Source organism: Halovenus halobia (assembly GCF_051414135.1).
Taxonomy (GTDB): Archaea; Halobacteriota; Halobacteria; order Halobacteriales; family Haloarculaceae; genus Halovenus; species Halovenus halobia.
Window position 1 is genome coordinate 1,257,410 of the sequence record NZ_JBLKOA010000001.1, and the last position, 15,685, is coordinate 1,273,094.

General features: G+C 61.6%; 16 protein-coding genes. 11 read left to right on the forward strand and 5 right to left on the reverse strand.

The genetic code is table 11. The features are described 5' to 3' along the window. The first annotated feature begins 62 nt into the window (after nucleotides 1–62). Genes ACMGFM_RS06705 through ACMGFM_RS06725 form a run of 5 tightly spaced genes read left to right on the forward strand, consistent with a single transcriptional unit; the run spans nucleotide 63 to nucleotide 2,315 of the window. A complete protein-coding gene (locus ACMGFM_RS06705; RefSeq protein ID WP_436901668.1) occupies nucleotides 63–344 on the forward strand; it encodes a 50S ribosomal protein L44e in 282 nt (93 codons plus the stop codon). A 2-nt stretch (nucleotides 345–346) separates the two neighbouring features. Then, entirely contained in the window at nucleotides 347–520 is a 174-nt protein-coding gene (locus tag ACMGFM_RS06710; protein ID WP_436901669.1) for a 30S ribosomal protein S27e, read from the forward strand. Continuing rightward, nucleotides 517–1,371, forward strand: coding sequence for a translation initiation factor IF-2 subunit alpha (locus ACMGFM_RS06715; RefSeq protein WP_436901670.1), 855 nt, complete (start codon nucleotides 517–519; stop codon nucleotides 1,369–1,371). The genes ACMGFM_RS06710 and ACMGFM_RS06715 overlap by 4 nt, the downstream gene beginning before the upstream one ends. A 4-nt stretch (nucleotides 1,372–1,375) precedes the next feature. Continuing rightward, nucleotides 1,376–1,558, forward strand: a complete 183-nt coding sequence (locus tag ACMGFM_RS06720) for an RNA-protein complex protein Nop10 (protein WP_436901671.1) — start codon at nucleotides 1,376–1,378, stop codon at nucleotides 1,556–1,558. A gap of 4 nt (nucleotides 1,559–1,562) precedes the next feature. After that, complete coding sequence (locus ACMGFM_RS06725) at nucleotides 1,563–2,315, forward strand: proteasome assembly chaperone family protein (protein WP_436901672.1); 753 nt, start codon at nucleotides 1,563–1,565, stop codon at nucleotides 2,313–2,315. 20 nt (nucleotides 2,316–2,335) lie between these two features. Here the strand turns inward: ACMGFM_RS06725 and ACMGFM_RS06730 are convergent, their stop codons facing one another. Continuing rightward, nucleotides 2,336–3,109, reverse strand: a complete 774-nt coding sequence (locus ACMGFM_RS06730; RefSeq protein WP_436901673.1) for an SDR family NAD(P)-dependent oxidoreductase — start codon at nucleotides 3,107–3,109, stop codon at nucleotides 2,336–2,338. A gap of 76 nt (nucleotides 3,110–3,185) precedes the next feature. Then, nucleotides 3,186–3,716, reverse strand: coding sequence for a 50S ribosomal protein L16 (locus tag ACMGFM_RS06735; RefSeq protein WP_436901674.1), 531 nt, complete (start codon nucleotides 3,714–3,716; stop codon nucleotides 3,186–3,188). Nucleotides 3,717–3,878: 162 nt separating this feature from the next. Between ACMGFM_RS06735 and ACMGFM_RS06740 the strand changes: the two genes are divergently transcribed. Both ACMGFM_RS06740 and lipP1 read left to right on the forward strand, forming a co-directional pair. Then, nucleotides 3,879–4,871 carry a glutathione S-transferase family protein gene (locus ACMGFM_RS06740; protein ID WP_436901675.1) on the forward strand — a complete coding sequence of 331 codons (993 nt, stop codon included), beginning with the start codon at nucleotides 3,879–3,881 and terminating at the stop codon, nucleotides 4,869–4,871. Between the two features lie 153 nt (nucleotides 4,872–5,024). Then, nucleotides 5,025–5,963: a LipP1 family hormone-sensitive lipase gene (gene lipP1, locus ACMGFM_RS06745; protein ID WP_436901676.1), complete on the forward strand. Its 939-nt coding sequence runs from the start codon at nucleotides 5,025–5,027 to the stop codon at nucleotides 5,961–5,963. Nucleotides 5,964–6,332: 369 nt separating this feature from the next. On the opposite strand, the gene ACMGFM_RS06750 is transcribed toward lipP1, so the two are convergent. Together ACMGFM_RS06750 and ACMGFM_RS06755 are read right to left on the reverse strand one after the other, a co-directional pair. Then, entirely contained in the window at nucleotides 6,333–8,165 is a 1,833-nt protein-coding gene (locus tag ACMGFM_RS06750; RefSeq protein ID WP_436901677.1) for an acyl-CoA dehydrogenase family protein, read from the reverse strand. Nucleotides 8,166–8,236: 71 nt separating this feature from the next. Continuing rightward, a complete protein-coding gene (locus ACMGFM_RS06755) occupies nucleotides 8,237–10,135 on the reverse strand; it encodes a helicase HerA domain-containing protein (protein WP_436901678.1) in 1,899 nt (632 codons plus the stop codon). 108 nt (nucleotides 10,136–10,243) lie between these two features. On the opposite strand from ACMGFM_RS06755, the gene ACMGFM_RS06760 reads away from it, so the two are divergent. Genes ACMGFM_RS06760 through ACMGFM_RS06770 form a run of 3 tightly spaced genes read left to right on the forward strand, consistent with a single transcriptional unit; the run spans nucleotide 10,244 to nucleotide 13,543 of the window. Further along, entirely contained in the window at nucleotides 10,244–11,128 is an 885-nt protein-coding gene (locus ACMGFM_RS06760; RefSeq protein ID WP_436901679.1) for a DUF4129 domain-containing protein, read from the forward strand. Continuing rightward, entirely contained in the window at nucleotides 11,121–13,031 is a 1,911-nt protein-coding gene (locus ACMGFM_RS06765; RefSeq protein WP_436901680.1) for a DUF7269 family protein, read from the forward strand. The genes ACMGFM_RS06760 and ACMGFM_RS06765 overlap by 8 nt, the downstream gene beginning before the upstream one ends. Continuing rightward, complete coding sequence (locus ACMGFM_RS06770; protein ID WP_436901681.1) at nucleotides 13,028–13,543, forward strand: DUF7519 family protein; 516 nt, start codon at nucleotides 13,028–13,030, stop codon at nucleotides 13,541–13,543. Before ACMGFM_RS06765 ends, ACMGFM_RS06770 begins: the two co-directional genes overlap by 4 nt. Here ACMGFM_RS06770 and ACMGFM_RS06775 read toward each other — a convergent pair whose 3' ends face one another. Then, complete coding sequence (locus tag ACMGFM_RS06775; RefSeq protein ID WP_436901682.1) at nucleotides 13,544–14,494, reverse strand: AAA family ATPase; 951 nt, start codon at nucleotides 14,492–14,494, stop codon at nucleotides 13,544–13,546. Nucleotides 14,495–14,639: 145 nt separating this feature from the next. Here ACMGFM_RS06775 and hemH point away from each other — a divergent pair, with 145 nt between their 5' ends. Next, on the forward strand, nucleotides 14,640–15,683 hold the full coding sequence (gene hemH, locus ACMGFM_RS06780; protein ID WP_436901683.1) for a ferrochelatase: 1,044 nt from the start codon (nucleotides 14,640–14,642) through the stop codon (nucleotides 15,681–15,683). Nucleotides 15,684–15,685 lie beyond the last annotated feature (2 nt).

The following is a 15,685-nucleotide window of genomic DNA, read 5'->3' on the forward strand; positions in this document are numbered from 1 at the left end:
CGCCGGGCCGAAACGTGGGGATTTTAAGCACTCGTGTCGAATCGTCCGTAAGGTCGATATCTATGGAGATGCCACGACGGATGAATACGTACTGTCCGCACTGTAACGAACACCACGAACACGAGGTCGAAAAGGTCCGCTCAGGCCGTTCTTCAGGAATGAAGAAGGTCAACGACCGCCAGCGAGATCGCCAGTCTGGCATCGGTAACGACGGCAAGTTCTCGAAGGTTCCTGGTGGAGACAAACCAACCAAGAAGACACAGCTGAGCTACCGCTGCGGTGAGTGTGGCAAGGCTCACCAGCGCGAAGGATGGCGTGCCGGCCGACTAACATTCCAGGAATAACAATGCCAGGAAGCTTCCACCAAGTCGCCTGTCCGGACTGTGATAACGAACAAATCGTCTTCGGCAAGGCGTCGTCAATCGTCACCTGTGCGGTCTGTGGGCACACGCTTGCGACCCCGACCGGTGGCGAGGCTGTCATCGAAGGCGACGTGGTCGACACTGTCGAGGCCCGATGAAATTCAGCGGCTGGCCCGAATCCGGCGAACTCGTCGTCGGCCGCGTCGACGAGATCGAGGATTTCGGCGTGTTCGTCGACTTGCTCGAATACGAGGACAAGCGCGGTCTCTGTCACATCAGCGAGGTCGCCTCCGGCTGGATCAAAAATGTCCGCGACCACGTCAACACTGACCAGCGCGTCGTTGCGAAGGTCCTCGATGTCGACCAGAGTGCCCAGCAAATCGATCTCTCGATAAAAGACGTCAGCGACCACCAGCGCAAGAACAAGATTCAGGAGTGGAAAAACGAGCAGAAGGCGGACAACTGGATGGAAATCGCCTTCGGCGAAGACATTTCTGATGACGATTACGCGACCATCGCGAACACGCTGCTCGCCAACTTCGACTCGCTGTACGACGGCTTCGAGCAGGCCGCGATTCACGGTCACGAGGCCCTCGAAGACGTCGACCTCGACGATGACCAACTCGACGCCATCGTCGAGACTGCTCGCGAGCAGGTTTCGGTTCCGTACGTCACCGTCAGCGGCTACGTCGACCTCACCTGCCCAACGGGTGACGGCGTCGATAGCGTCCAGGGGGCGCTGCAGGCCGCCGAAGGTAACGGTGAAAGTCCCGTGAGCGCCGACGGCTCGAACGGGACGTCGGAAGACGGGTCTTCCGGTATTCCCGACGAAGTCGAACTGAAGGTCACCTACGTCGGTGCGCCGGAGTACCGTATCGAGGTGCAAGCGCCCGATTACAAGACCGCCGAGGACCAACTCGAAGCCAGCGCCGACCGCGCTGCCGAAGCTATCGAGGCCCAGGGCGGGACGGGCGAGTTCCACCGCGAACGCCGCTCCGACGACGAGTAACCCGATGAAATCTGACATTCAGGTCTGTTCTGACTGGCGCTCGACACACGACCGACCAGTCTACACGCTCGGGTCAGAGTGCCCCGATTGTGGTGCCGAGGCAGTCAACAGTGCGCCGGCCCCATTCTCGCCGACCGACCGGTACGGAAAGTACCGACGCGCTCTTAAGCGGCGCAACCGGGAATAACTGTATGGACGAGTTCGAGGTCGAGGTAGTTGGGGAACCGGACTTAGCAGAGCCAGTGTTTGTCGAAGGGTTGCCCGGCGTCGGCCACGTCGGGAAACTGGCAGCCGAACATCTTGTCGAGGAACTCGACGGCGAGTTGGTTCGACGGGTCTACTCCACACACTTGCCGCCACAGGTGAGTGTCGACGAGGGCCGCACACAGTTAGCGAGCGCAGAGATTCACGCCGTCTCCGTCGATGATGTTGACCTGCTGGTGCTGACCGGTGACCACCAGGCACAGGACACCGTCGGCCACTACGGTCTGACAGACGAAGTGCTGGACATTGCCGACGAGTTCGACACACAGCGGGCGTTCGCCCTTGGTGGTGTGCCGACAGGCGAACTCATCGAGGAGTACGATGTCATCGGTGCGATCAACGACGACGACCAGCGCGAGGAACTCGAAGACGTCGGCGTGGAGTTCCGCGGCGACGAACCCGCCGGCGGCATCGTCGGCGTCAGCGGCCTCCTGTTGGGTCTGGGCGAGCGTCGGGGCCTCCCGGCGGCCTGTCTGATGGGCGAGACCAGCGGTTATCTGGTCGACCCGAAAAGCGCACAGGCAGTGCTCGAAGTTCTGCAGGAGATTCTTGGCTTCGAGATCGATTACAGTTCGCTGGAGGACCGCGCCGACGAGATGGAGGAAGTCGTACGCAAGATTCAGGAGATGGAGCAGGGAACGCCAACGCCGTCGGACGAAGACCTGCGGTACATCGGCTGAAACAGAGGTCTTCGAGAGAGTCAGGAACTATTCAGGTTGCCGCCGTCGACGACGATCGATTCGGCACTGACGTACGACGACAGGTCACTGGCGAGGAAGGCACAGACGCCAGCGACATCTTCCGGGTCGCCGAACCGACGTAGCGGGATCATCTGTTTCAGTTGCTCGCCCTCTTCAGTGCCGACAACTGGCTGGTCCTCGACAGTCATCGCTGTCTCGATGACGCCGGGGTGGACCGCATTCACTCTGATGCCATCGGGGCCGAGTTCGTTCGCCAGTGCGTAGGAGAACAACCGAGTGCCACCTTTTGCGGCCGAGTACGGCGTGATCCCGCCGTAGCCGTTCATCCCGGCGACACTCGACATATTGATGATACTGCCGCCGTTGCCGTGTTCGATCATCTTCAGTGCGGCGGCCTTCGCCCCGTGGAAGACGCCTGTGAGGTTGATATCCATCAACTGCTGGTACTCCTCGAAATCCAGTTCGACCAGTGGGCCTTGCGGGCCAACGATGCCGGCGTTGTTCACCATCACGTCGATGCCACCGAACTCCTCAGCGGCCTCGACTGCCGCGACACAGTCGTCGTATTCGGTCACGTCACAGTTCACGAAGGTGGCGTCACCACCCTGCTCGGTGATCATCTCGTGGGTCGGCGTCCCCCCTTGCCGTGGCTCGGATTGGATGTCAGCGACGACGACTGCCGCGCCGTGTTCGGCGAACAACTCCGCGATTGCGCGTCCATTCCCACTCGCGCCCCCCGTAATGACGGCTGTCTTCCCAGCTAGGAGTGACATGTGTAGACGTACCAAGCTACAGTACTAATAACTATCGTACGGACTCACGCAAGGAAAACCGAAGAAAACGGAGACGTTACGCGATCAGCTGGTCTTTGCCGCGCTCGACCTTGATGCGACACGGTGGCGTGATCTTGTTGTACGCACGTCGGTAGGCTTCCTTGACGACCTCCGCTTGGTCGACATCGCAGTAGGCGGTGAACAGTCGTTCGCCGGCCTGAATTCGGGCGGCCGTGCTGACGATTTTCCCGAAGGACTGACGCATTCCGTCGGAGACACGGTCCGCACCCGCGCCGGTCGCCTGTTTGTTCTCTCGGAGGACCTGGTGTGGGAACTTCCGGAGCACCATCTTGTAATTGTGCTCGCCGAGTTCCTGAATCAGGTAGCGGTTCGCCGACAGCCGTGAGGCTTCGAGCGAACCGTGGCGAATCTGGACCGTCTCCTCGACGACCAGCGAAATCTGGACCGGGTAATCGTCGGGGTCCTTGTTTCGGTCGCCCATCTGGTGCTGTGCAATCTTCGAGCCGGGAATACCAGTGATGTACTCCCGTCGAGTGTACGCGGGCTTGTCGATGTCCCGGTACATCGAGGCAGGTTTCTCGGACATAGTTTGCTCTTAGGGGAAGGTGGCCAACAGCGAGGATAAAGCCTTCGGAGTCGGCCTGTCGCTGGTCACAGCGGCCCACACCCGAACTGTTCCACAATTGAACATATCGGTGACAGTGCACTCACTACCCTGCTTATGTTCGGAGAGGCCCTATCTGTTGGTATGAATATGCTCGTCGACGGCGAGTGGCGCACAGACGCCTACGAATCGACCAACGATGACGGGAAGTTCGAGCGTTCGGAGACCTCGTTTCGAGACTGGGTTCGTGACGACCCAGACGCCCGATTCCAGCCGGAGGCCGGTCGCTATCACCTCTACGTCTGCAACGCCTGTCCGTGGGCCCACCGGACGATGCTCGTTCGGAAACTGAAAGGTCTCGAAGACGCCATCAGCATCGACTACGTCGACCCCTACCGCGGCGAGGGTGGCTGGCAGTTCACCCCCGACAAGGACGGCTGCACGACCGACTCCATCAACGGCAGCGACTACCTCCGAGAAGTCTATCAGGCGGCGGACCCCGACACGACCGGTCGCGTCACCGTGCCGGTGCTGTGGGACAAACAGGAAGAGACCATCGTCAACAACGAATCGAAGGAGATCCTGCGGATGCTCGACACCGAGTTCGACGATGTTGCAACCCGGGATGTCAACCTCTACCCCGAGGGCTATCAGGAAGACGTCGACCAGATAATCGAGGACATCTACGAGCCAATCAACAACGGTGTCTATCGGACAGGGTTCGCCACGTCACAGTCGGCCTACGACGAGGCCGTCGAGGAACTGTTCGACGCACTGGACCACTGGGACGAGGTGCTTGCTGACCAGCGGTATCTCGCCGGCGACCGACTCACCGAAGCGGACATCTGCATGTTCACGACACTGATTCGGTTCGACCAGGTCTATCATACGCACTTCATGTGTAACAAAAAGCAGATCCAGCAGTACGACAACCTCTGGCCGTATCTGCGTGACCTGTACAACGCTGATGGCGTTGCTGAGACGGTCAACATGGACCATATCAAGGAACATTACTACACGACCCACCCCGACGTGACGCCAACGCGAATCATTGCTGCCGGTCCCGACCTCGATTTCGAGGCCGAGCACAACCGCGACGAACTGCCCGGCGACCCGCCGGAAGCGCTCCTGGCCTGAGTCACTCGCCGAGTGCCGCCCGCAGTTTTGCGTCTTGCTCGATGAACGGGAAGACAACGCCCAGCACCGCTCCGTAGAGTCCGTGCCAAGCCAGTTGGCTCCCGGTGCAGTTTCGCCGACCGAATTAAGAGCCAGCCCTTCGTGGCAACAGGTATGAGCGAGGAGGAACTCAATCCACAGACCGAAGCGCTTCTGGAGACACTCGGAGCAGGAATCACGCCACCAACATTCACTCTGTCGGTCCCAGAAGGCAGGGAGATGCTTGACGAGCTATTCGTTGACCCCGACCCAGAACCGGTCGGCGAGGTGATGGACACCGAGATTCAGGGGCCAGACGGTCCCATACCACTGCGGATCTACGCACCCGAGGCACAGGGGCCACATCCGGTGTTGGTCTTCTTCCACGGCGGGGGCTGGGTCCGAGGTTCACTTGAGGGCTACGACGGCCTCTGTCGGAGACTCACGAACCGTGCCGACGCAGTAGTGGTCTCGGTCGATTATCGGCGCGCGCCGGAGGACCCGTTCCCGGCCGGCTTCGAGGACTGTTATGCCGCGACAGAGTGGGCCGCGGAGTACGCCGCGGACCTCGGCGGCGACCCGGACCGAATTGCTGTCGGCGGCGACAGCGCGGGCGGGAACCTGACTGCTGCGGTGACGCTCGCTGCCCGTGACCGAGATGGTCCCGAGCTGGACCATCAGGTGTTGATCTACCCGGCAGTCAACTCGCCGCTCGTGCGGTGGTTCGACTCCTACGACGAGAACGAGTCGGGCTATCTGCTCGAACTCGACAGCGTGACGTGGTATCTCGACCAGTACGTCGACGACGCCGACCACGGCAACCAGTACGCCTTCCCGTTGCGGGCGCGGGACCTCTCCGGTCTGCCGCCGGCGACGGTCATCACCGCGGGCTTCGACCCAATCCGTGACGAGGGTATTGCATACGCCGACCGACTCGCCGAGGATGGCGTCGATGTCGAGCATATGCACTACGAATCACAGATTCACGCCTTCGTCAGTCTCTACGAACATCTCGACCACGGTGTCGAAGCAATCGACCGAATTGGCGAGCAACTGTCGGCGGCCTTCGAGTAATCACCGATTACCAGCAGCAGTACCAGTCGGAACGCGATTATTGTCCGTTTACTAAAGTGTGTCCTACGCCACGTGCAGGTAACAGTATACAATGAACGCACGACCAGAGCATGCACTCAGAAGGGGTGAGGTTGAGAATCAGGCGGCAAATAATGATAACCCCGGGGGGTCGCCGCTGAGCCGGGGCAGCGACCGACAGTACACCTGTCTCGACTGTGACGAGCAACTGGGCTCGTTTGCGACGGAGTGTCCGCACTGTGGGGGACGGCAGTTTCAAACGACGGTTCCTGATACCAGCAGCTCGGCTAAACCGTCAGGACACGATATCTTCGAGACGATGTTCGCGCGGTTCAATCCGTATATTCCGCGTTAGTCGTCGGCTGTTGCCTGCTGTCGCAACGATTCGGGGTCGACCGGCGCGAAGTTCACGACCGACTCGAATTCGTCGAGCGGGAATCGGTCCCCGCTCGTGATACCACGCGCGTCTTTGTCTGCGAGTTCACGGTCGATAAAGCGTTCTGCAACAAGCGCCAGCCGTCCGTTGCCGTCCGCTAACTCGTCCTGTGCTTCCTCGAGCAACAGCGCCGCGGTGAACACGTCGAAGATGTAGTTCGACAACCGCTTGGCGCTCAACTGTGCGTAGTCGCCGTCAGCCGTCGCGAGTTCGCCCAGTGCCTGTGTCAACTGCTGGTACTCCGACTCGACAATCTCGGCGTGGTCGGTCAGTGCCGGGTGCTCGATTGCGTCGAGGCGCTCCTGCATCACCCGCATGAACGGTTCGTGTGCGTTCTCGCGTTCGAGCGCGCGCAACACGTCCAGCGCGAGGATGTTCTCGGTGCCTTCCCAGATGGGCAACACCTGCGCGTCACGGAGCAGGCGGTTGGTCACGAACTCGTCGACGTAGCCGTTGCCGCCCTGAACCTCCATCGCGTAGGAGGCCGTGTCGATAGCCATTCGCGCGGTTCGGAGCTTCGCAATCGGGAGCAACAGCCGCATCAGCCGGTAGCTCTCCTCAGCGTCTTCGCCATCTCGCCGTGCCTGCTCGCGCTCGCCGAACAGCCGCGCCGCCTCGAACGTGAACGCCGTCGCAGCCTCGTGGTCGACAGTCATATCGACCAAATCGGCGCGCATCAGCGGATACTGGTCGATCGTCTCGCCGAAGGCTTCGCGGTTGGCGGCGTGAATCTTGCTCTCTAGCAGTGCACGGGCCATAATCCCACAGGCACCCGTCGCGTTCGAGAGGCGCTCGAGATTGAGCATCTCCGTCATCTGCTTGAAGCCATTTTCCTCCTCGCCGACGAGGAAGCCTTTCGCACCCTCCAGTTCGACCTCTCCGGTGGGGACTGCAGTCGTCCCGAGTTTGTCCTTCAGCCGTCGGTACAGTTGGTCGTTGACCGCTTCCGCAGGCGGCGGTCCGTCGAAGGAGTCTCGCTTGCCCTTCGTCATCACACCATCGTCAGGGTCCCCGTGAGGCACCAGAAACATCGACAGGCCCTCGGTTCCGTCGGGCGCGTCAGGCGTGCGGGCGAGGACAAGCGTTCCCTCGGCGTCGACGTTCGAGCAGAACCACTTCTCGCCAGTCAACCGCCAGCAACCCGCCTCCTCGTCGTACTCGGCGGTCGTCTCGTTGGCACCGACATCGCTGCCGCCCTGCTCCTCGGTGAGAAACATCGCCCCCTCGATCATGGCGTCGTGGTCGCTGCTGGTCAGCGCCTCGAAGTACTCTGAGAGGTCCCCGTCGTCGAACTGTTCGAGAACGTGTGCCGCCCCTGCTGTCATTGCAACCGGGCAGCCGAAACCGGTCCCCTCGGCGTAGGTGAGCAGGTAAAACATCGAGAGGAAGTGTGTCAGCGGCAGTGGTTCTTCCCGGTCCGGTGGTGCCTGGAAACAGTCGGCAATCAGTCCCGACTCGTAGACGAGTCGTTCGTTCTCGAACTGTTCGGCCTGGTATCGCACGAAGTTCTGGATGTTGCCGTGTTTGTCGTAGGTGTGCAGTTCCGGGCCGTGCTTGTCGATGTAATCGGCGTTGTCGGCGACGGTTTGGCCGATGACTTCCCCCAGTTCGTCGAGTTTCGGTTCGGCCCACTCGAACTCCTCGTCGTCGTAGATTCGTTCGATTTCTCGCTGTGCTGTCTCGTCAACCGCCCAGTAGTTCAGGTGTCTCCCCTCCTCGTACTGGCTGTAATCCTGACCGTGTCCCATATCATATACTGTCCCATCTCCCGGATAAACTTTGTCGCGTCCCTGTCCGGCAGTGTAAAAAACAACCTGTCTCAGCCCTGTAGGGCGGAGTCTTCAATATCTGCGACGTACTCTTCGAGCGTGTCCTCGTCGACACCGATTCCACGGTCAGCGAGGCGTTGTTCGAGTAGTTCGGGGACGCGATACTCGTAGTGACCACGGCCCGCGTGCTGGATCAGACCTCTCGTCCGAAGACGGCGGTTGTGCGCGTAGGCGTCGGTTCTGGTCCCGTCTCCGCCCGCCGAGAAGTGGGCATTCAGTGGCGTTTCCGGGCCAGTCTCGCGGTAGAATTCGAGCATCTTCCGGGTCTTCGTCGCCAGTCCACCAATGTCGGCTTTCAGTTCGCGGACGACCAGTTCTGCGTCTTCACTTTCCGTCGCGGTGGTCTGTTCTGTCCCGTCGGCGTCGATGAATTCAGTACTCTGACGGACTGCATTCTGAGACTCGCCGTCGCGTCCGGAGGCCATCTCCGTGACTGAGTTGAGCGCCTCCAGCACGGCGTCAGCGCTGAACTCACTTGCTGCGCCGTTGGCAGCGACCGCACCACCGTCTGCCGAGGCAACCTCGCCGTCAGTGGCCCGGGCAGTTCCATCGTCCGCTTCGCTTTCGCCCTCTGGCTCCATCTCCTCGTCGTCGCTCTCGCCGAAGCCATCCATTGGGTCCTCGTCGGCAGACTCGGCCAGTCCCTCGAAGGCGTCGTCATCGAAACCGTTGCCCTCGGCGAACGCCTCGCCGAAGCCACCGTCATCGCCCTCGTCTGCTGACGCTCCGTCGCCGTTCGTGGTTGTCTCTGGCTTGAGTTCTGGGCCGCTGTCGAGGTCAGGCGCAGTTGTCTTTCCGTTTTCACGCCGGCGCTCGCGCTCGGTTCGGCCAGGCTGAGCGCCGTTGACTTCCTCGACCAGCGAGTCGACGAACTGCTCGGCCATCCGGCTCAGGTCCCGGGCGTCTTGCAGTTCGCGTTCGAGTTCCGCGATGCGAGAGTTCTTGCGGTCCAGTTCCTCGCGGAGTTCCTGAATTTCGTTCTCTCGTTGCTGCTTCTCGTCGCTGATCTCTTCCAGTTCGGAGACGAGGTCGTCGCTGACACTTTTCAGTTCGGGGCGCTCGAAATCTTCCAGCCCCGGCGTTGCGCCGGCGTCGAAGGTCTGTTTGCGGAAAAACTGGACGCGCTGGATTGTCTCCGCCCAGTCGGTCATCAGGAAGCCCTCGCCGTCGTCCAGGTCCTCCACTGCGTCGGCGTAATCGTTGTCGAGAATCCGCCCGACGACCTTGGTGTCGTTGTTCCACGTCAGCCGGTGCCACAGCAGCCAGTCACACTGCGTGATGAAGTCTTTCTTGACATCGGCCGGGCGCTGGCTGATGCCACAGATTCCGAGACCGTGTTTCCGCCCGCGCTTGCCGATTTTGATGAGCATCCGCCCACATTCGCCGACAGAGCCATTTTCGGGGATGTACTCGTGAACCTCTTCGACCAGCAGGAGAAACGGCTGTTTCTGCTTTTTTGCCTTCGCGAAGAGGCTCCGGGCAACGGCAGTCAGCACCGCCTCGGCCTCAGATTCGTCGAGATAGCTGGAGATATCGAGAATAATGGGCACGTTCTGTTCGAGTGCCAGCGACGCCAACTTCTCGGCGTGGTCGGCGCTGATCTGGATGTCGCACTCTTCGTCGGCCCCGGCGTGGAGAATCTCGTACTCCTCTTTGAGGCCGTAGTACTCGCCGTCGATGTCGACAATCAACAGTCCGAAGCCGTTGTCGAGCAGTTTCTCGGCGACAACGCTCGCGGAGTTCGATTTGCCGCTGCCGGATTTGCCGGTGACGAACCCGCGGCCGGTCAGCAGTTCGACGACGGGTAACGATACCTCGGTGCCCGTCTCTCCCGCGCCGCCGAATCCAGGGCTTCGCTCGGCAACTGTGATCTGTTCCGTCTCGCTCATACAGAGCATACTGCGGTGACGATTCATAACTCTCCGTCAGACAGACGGCGGACAGCCCCGAGAAACGCGCATAAACTGATAAATCCCGGGAGGTCCGAGCAGCATGTGATGGACCCTGGGACACGCAACGCCCTCCTGATCACCGTCGTTGCGATTCTCGCCCTCGGTGTCGCGGCGGCGACGCTGTCGACGACAACCCAGCCCCAGAGCGACGGCTCGGGCGGCGGTGGCGGATTCGGTCCCCAACCGGGACTCCCGAACGTGGACTTCGACCCGCCGGAACCGGCTGAGACTGGCCCTGCACCGCTGTTTTCGCTGATTCTTGCGACGCTACTGTTGCTCTCGGTGCTCGGAGCGCTCATCTATGCGATCCTCTACCGCCGACGGACCGCGGTCGCCGTTGCACTTGGGCTGCTGGTCATCCTCATCGTCTGGATAGTCCTTCAGTTGCTCGGCAACGTCGGCTCCACAGGCGGATTTGGCTTCGGCTCTGGCGGTCTCGGTGGCCTCGGCGACGGCGGGTCGAGTTCGGACACCACCACCCAGCCAGCCCAGTTACTTGCACTCGCGTTCGTGGTCGGCGCGCTGGCCGTCGGTGGCTTTTTGTTGTTGCGCTCGCGGGACACACCCAACCCAAGCGAGGAGCCATCGACGGAACCAGATAGCGACGAGGAAATCGCACAGGTCGGCGAAATTGCCGGCCGCGCCGCCGACCGCATCGAGGCCACAGCCGAGGCGGACTCAATCGATAACCAGGTGTACCGAGCCTATCGTGAGATGACCGACCAGCTCGATATCGACCATGGCGACTCGATGACACCTCGGGAGTTCGCCAACGCAGCCGCCGCCCGTGGGATGGCGGCCACCGATGTCGCCGCATTGACCGACCTCTTCGAGGAAGTCCGTTACGGCGGCTTGGACGCGACGGCCGACCGAGAAGACGAAGCCAAACGCACGCTCCGCCGAATCGAACAGAGGTACACAGATGAGTAACCGCTGGTACTACGTCGTCGGACTGGTGCTGTTCGGTGCGGCGGTGGTCGAACTGTTCGCCCCGAACACGCTTGGCCTGCCCGTCAGCGACGCAACCGTTGTCGTCGTCGGGGTCATTGCCCTGCTCTACGCGGTGTCAATTCTCCTGTCCCAGCGTGGTCGACTCGTCACGCGTGCATCCACGCCGGATGTCGAACTCAGACGGCCAACCGTCGTCCCCGGCGAACGAATCGACGATGTCGTCAAAACCTTCCCCGAGGCCACCGCGTACGGCCGCTCACCGGCCGCGCTGCGGTCCGGCTTCGAGCGCATTGCGGCGACGGTACTGACTCGATACGGCAGCTACTCGGACGACGAAGCTGTAGCCGCAGTCGAAGACGGGAGTTGGACAGACGACCAGAAGGTCGCCGAGTACCTGGCCGGCGAGCGGAGCAGACCGAATCGACTTCGACGCCGACTCGACGACGTTGTCGAGCGACTGTCCTGGGAATCACTCACCGACCGGACGGTCGACGAACTCCAAGACGCGGCTGGAATCTCTCGGTACCACGACTCTCTCGAAGACGAAGACTCGCCGGACTGGTCGACCGTCGACTCGACAACTATTGACCCGGAGGGATACGAGCCAGAAACCGGGCTCACGCTCGGCCGGCGACGGCTGACCCAACACTGGACTGGCATCGGTCTCGTCGCAGTCGTCTGTCTTGGTGTCGGTATCTTGCTGCGCTCGCCGGCCATCCTGCTCGGTGCTGGTATCGGTATCGGCTACGTGGCCTACGCTCGACTCCCTGCCACGGACGGGATTGCGCTCGCTATCGAGCGGACAGTGGATGACGAGACGCCGGCACCCGGCGACGAGGTGACAGTGACCGTCCGCGTAACGAACAGTGGGTCGGGCGCACTGATGGACTTTCGATTGGTCGATGGCGTCCCTCCGTCACTGGCTGTTGCTGATGGGTCGCCGCGACAGGGGACTGTGTTGCGGCCCGGTGATTCGAGTACAATGCAGTACACGGTGACAGCGACGCGAGGTCACCACGAGTTCGCGCCGCTGCTGGCGCTCGTCCGCAATCTTCCCGGCTCTGTCGAACAGGACGTGTATCTGACTGACGAGACGACTATCGACTGTACACCCGCTGCTGGGTCGGCACGGGAATCGGCGCCGCTTCGCGGTGCCGTGACCGGGCTCCCCGGCCAGATCGAAACTGAGACCGGCGGCGCGGGGCTGACCTTCCAGACAATCAGAGAGTATCAGGCCGGCGACCCGCTGAGTCGCATCGACTGGAACCACCGGGCACGCACCGGCGAACTGGCAACGGTCGACTTCCGCCAGCAGCGGGCCGCGTCAGTCCTCCTGCTGGTCGACGCCCGCAAGTCTGCCTACGTCGGACCGACACCGGACGCATCCCATGCGGTCGACCGGTCGGTTGGCGGTGCCGGGCGACTCTTCGAGGCACTGCTCGACGACGGCAACGAAGTCGGGATTGCGGCGATGGGCGACCCAGACTGCTGGCTCGCGCCGGGCACCGGCACCGAACACCGTGAACGTGGCCGGCGGCTGTTCGGCACCGCAGGCGCGCTGTCGCCAGTCCCACCGGAGTCGACGAGTGTGCCCGCAGACTGGCTCAGTCCCCTTCGCCAGCGACTCTCGCCCGGGACGCAGTTGCTTGTGTTCTCGCCGCTGGCCGAGGCCCACACTGTCCGACTGTTGCGACGCCTCGACGCTCGTGGCTTCCCAGTTACTGTTATCAGCCCCGACCCGACAGGAACAGCGACCGCCGCCCAGAAACTCGCCGGATTACGGCGGACAATGCGTCTAACTGACCTCCGAGAGGCTGGTATCCCGGTCGTCGACTGGCAGCCCGACCGACCGCTCGACGCACAACTCCGAGCAAGACCATGAACCGAATTACCCGAAAACCCACGATTGTGAGCAGCGTCGCAGCAGTCGCCGCCGGCGCTATCGGACTCCTCTTGAGCGGACTGTACAGTTCGCTGGGGCTGGTCGCTGCCGCTGGTGGCCTCCTCTTCTTTGGTTTGGCGGCAATCACTGGTATTCGCCCGCTCGTCACGGTTGGCGCGCTCGGCCTCTTCGTCGCTGCGGTGGCGGCTGGCGTGCGTGGTGCTCCCCCACTCGTTCTGCTCGGTGCCGTACTGGCCGCCGTGTTGGCGTACGACTTTGGTGGAACTGCCGTTGACCTTGGCGAAGAACTCGGTCGGGAGGCTGACACCCGGCGTCTGGAATTCTTTCGGCTGGCGACGAGTTCGCTCGCTGGCTTCGGTGCCGCGACAGCCAGTTATCTCGTCTATCTCGTCGGCGCAGGCGGCCAGCCACTCTCGGCTGTCGTGCTGTTGTTGATTACTGTCTTCGTGCTGTTCGTTGCACTCCGGCGCGAACAACCCGTCCAGCGCTGATTAGTCGACGGTCGGCACAGCAATTTTTTCGAGAACCTCGGAGACGATTGTCCCCTTGTTGGTGTTGTCGACCTCTGCCTCGGCGGTCAACACCAGCCGGTGTGCCAGAACTGGCTCAGCAATCCGTTTGATCATATCTGGCGTGACGAATTCTCGTCCCTCGAGAATCGCTCGCGCTCGGGCGGCCTCGAACAGTCGTTGTGTCCCTCGCGGCGAGACACCAATCGAGACGCGATAATCCGAGCGTGTCGCCCGCGTGATGTCGAGAATGTATCGCATCAGGTCTTCGTCGACGCGGATCTCTTCGGGCGCAGCCTGCAGGGCGAGCACCGAGTCTGCCGAGAGGACTGTCTCGACAGTTGGACTCCGGGCGTCTCGGCCGTCGCGGCGCTTGAGCAGTTCGAGTTCGCCGTCGTACTCCGGATAGCCCAGACTCGTCTTCACCATGAAGCGGTCAATCTGTGCTTCCGGCAGCGCGAAGGTTCCTTCCTGTTCGACGGGATTCTGGGTCGCGATGACGAAAAACGGCTCCGGCAGGTCGTGGGTTTCGCCGTCGACGGTCACCTGCCGTTCCTCCATCGCCTCCAGCAGCGCTGACTGGGTCTTTGGCGGAGCACGATTAATCTCGTCGGCGAGGACGACGTTCGCGAAAATCGGCCCCTCTCGGAAGTCGAAATCGCTCTCCTGTTCGTCGAAGACGTAGGTTCCGGTGACGTCCGCCGGCAGCAGGTCCGGTGTGAACTGAATGCGCGAGAAAGACAGGCCGAGCGCGCGGGCCATGCTCCTGGCGGTCAGCGTCTTGCCGGTGCCAGGCACGTCTTCGAGTAAGACGTGTCCGCGGGCAACCAGCGCCATCAACACCGTTTCGAGAAATTCCGGGTCGCTGACAACCGCTGCGCTCACCGAGTCGATCACCGCCTCGCAGTCGTGGGCTGGCTTCTCAGCAGTCATAGCTTCTGGTCGGGGCCGCACGGAGACGACCGTCCGATCTGTCGCGGAGTTTGGCTGGTCTACACTTCACTGTTGTGCCGCCGTTTCCTTCCGAGCAACTGAGAGCAAGCGACAGACATACATTTGGCTGGTCAAAATGCTGACTATGACAACCGGCGTTGCGATGCTTAACTTTGGCGAACCGTCCGAACCGGACCGCGAGGTCGTGCTCGACTATCTCGAACGAATCTTCTACGCCAACGCCGACCTCGAAGAAGCGGACTCCGAAGAGGCGGCCCGCGAACGAGCCCGGACGCTTGCGAAGCGGCGGCTCCCCGGCCTCATGGAGGAGTACGAGGATATCGGTGGCTCACCGCTGAACCCACAGGCGAAAGCCCAGGTCGACCTCACCGAAGAAGTCCTCCGTGAACGTGGCTACGACGTGAATACCTACTTCGGGACGCAGTACACTGAACCGTTCATCGGCGACGCCGCCGAGCAGGCGATGGACGACGATGTTGACCACCTGGTTGGTCTGCCAATCTACCCGCTCTGTGGTCCGTCGACGAACGTCATCTCGCTCGACGAACTCGACGACGAGATTGAAGAACTGGGCTGGGACGTCGAACAGGACGCCATCACAGGCTGGCACAAACACCCGACTTACAACCGCATTCGCGCGGAGAACATCGCCGAATTCGCCGACGAACACGACCTCGACTTGCACGACGAGGAGACGGCACTTGTGTTCTCGGCTCACGGCACACCACAGCACTATCTCGAAGAGGGCAGTCGCTACGATATCTACGTCGAGGAGTTCTGTGACGTGGTTACGTCACTGCTCACCGTCGATGACTATCACCTCGGCTTCCAGAACCACTCCAACCGCGACATTCCGTGGACCGAGCCAGAAATCGAGGACCTCATCGAAGATATCGACGCCGAACGGATTGTTGTCGAACCGATCAGCTTCCTCCACGAACAAAGCGAGACGCTGTCGGAACTCGACGTCGAACTCAAAGAGGAAGCCGAGGAGGTCGGACTCGACTTCTATCGCGTCCCAATTCCACACGACGACGAGCGGATGGGTGAGGTCTTTGCCGACCTGGTCGAACCGTTCATCACTGACTTCGACGCGTCGTACTACCAGTTCCGACAGTGTCAGTGCCGAGACGAACCGGGAACGATGTGTCTGAACGCACCCCAGTAACC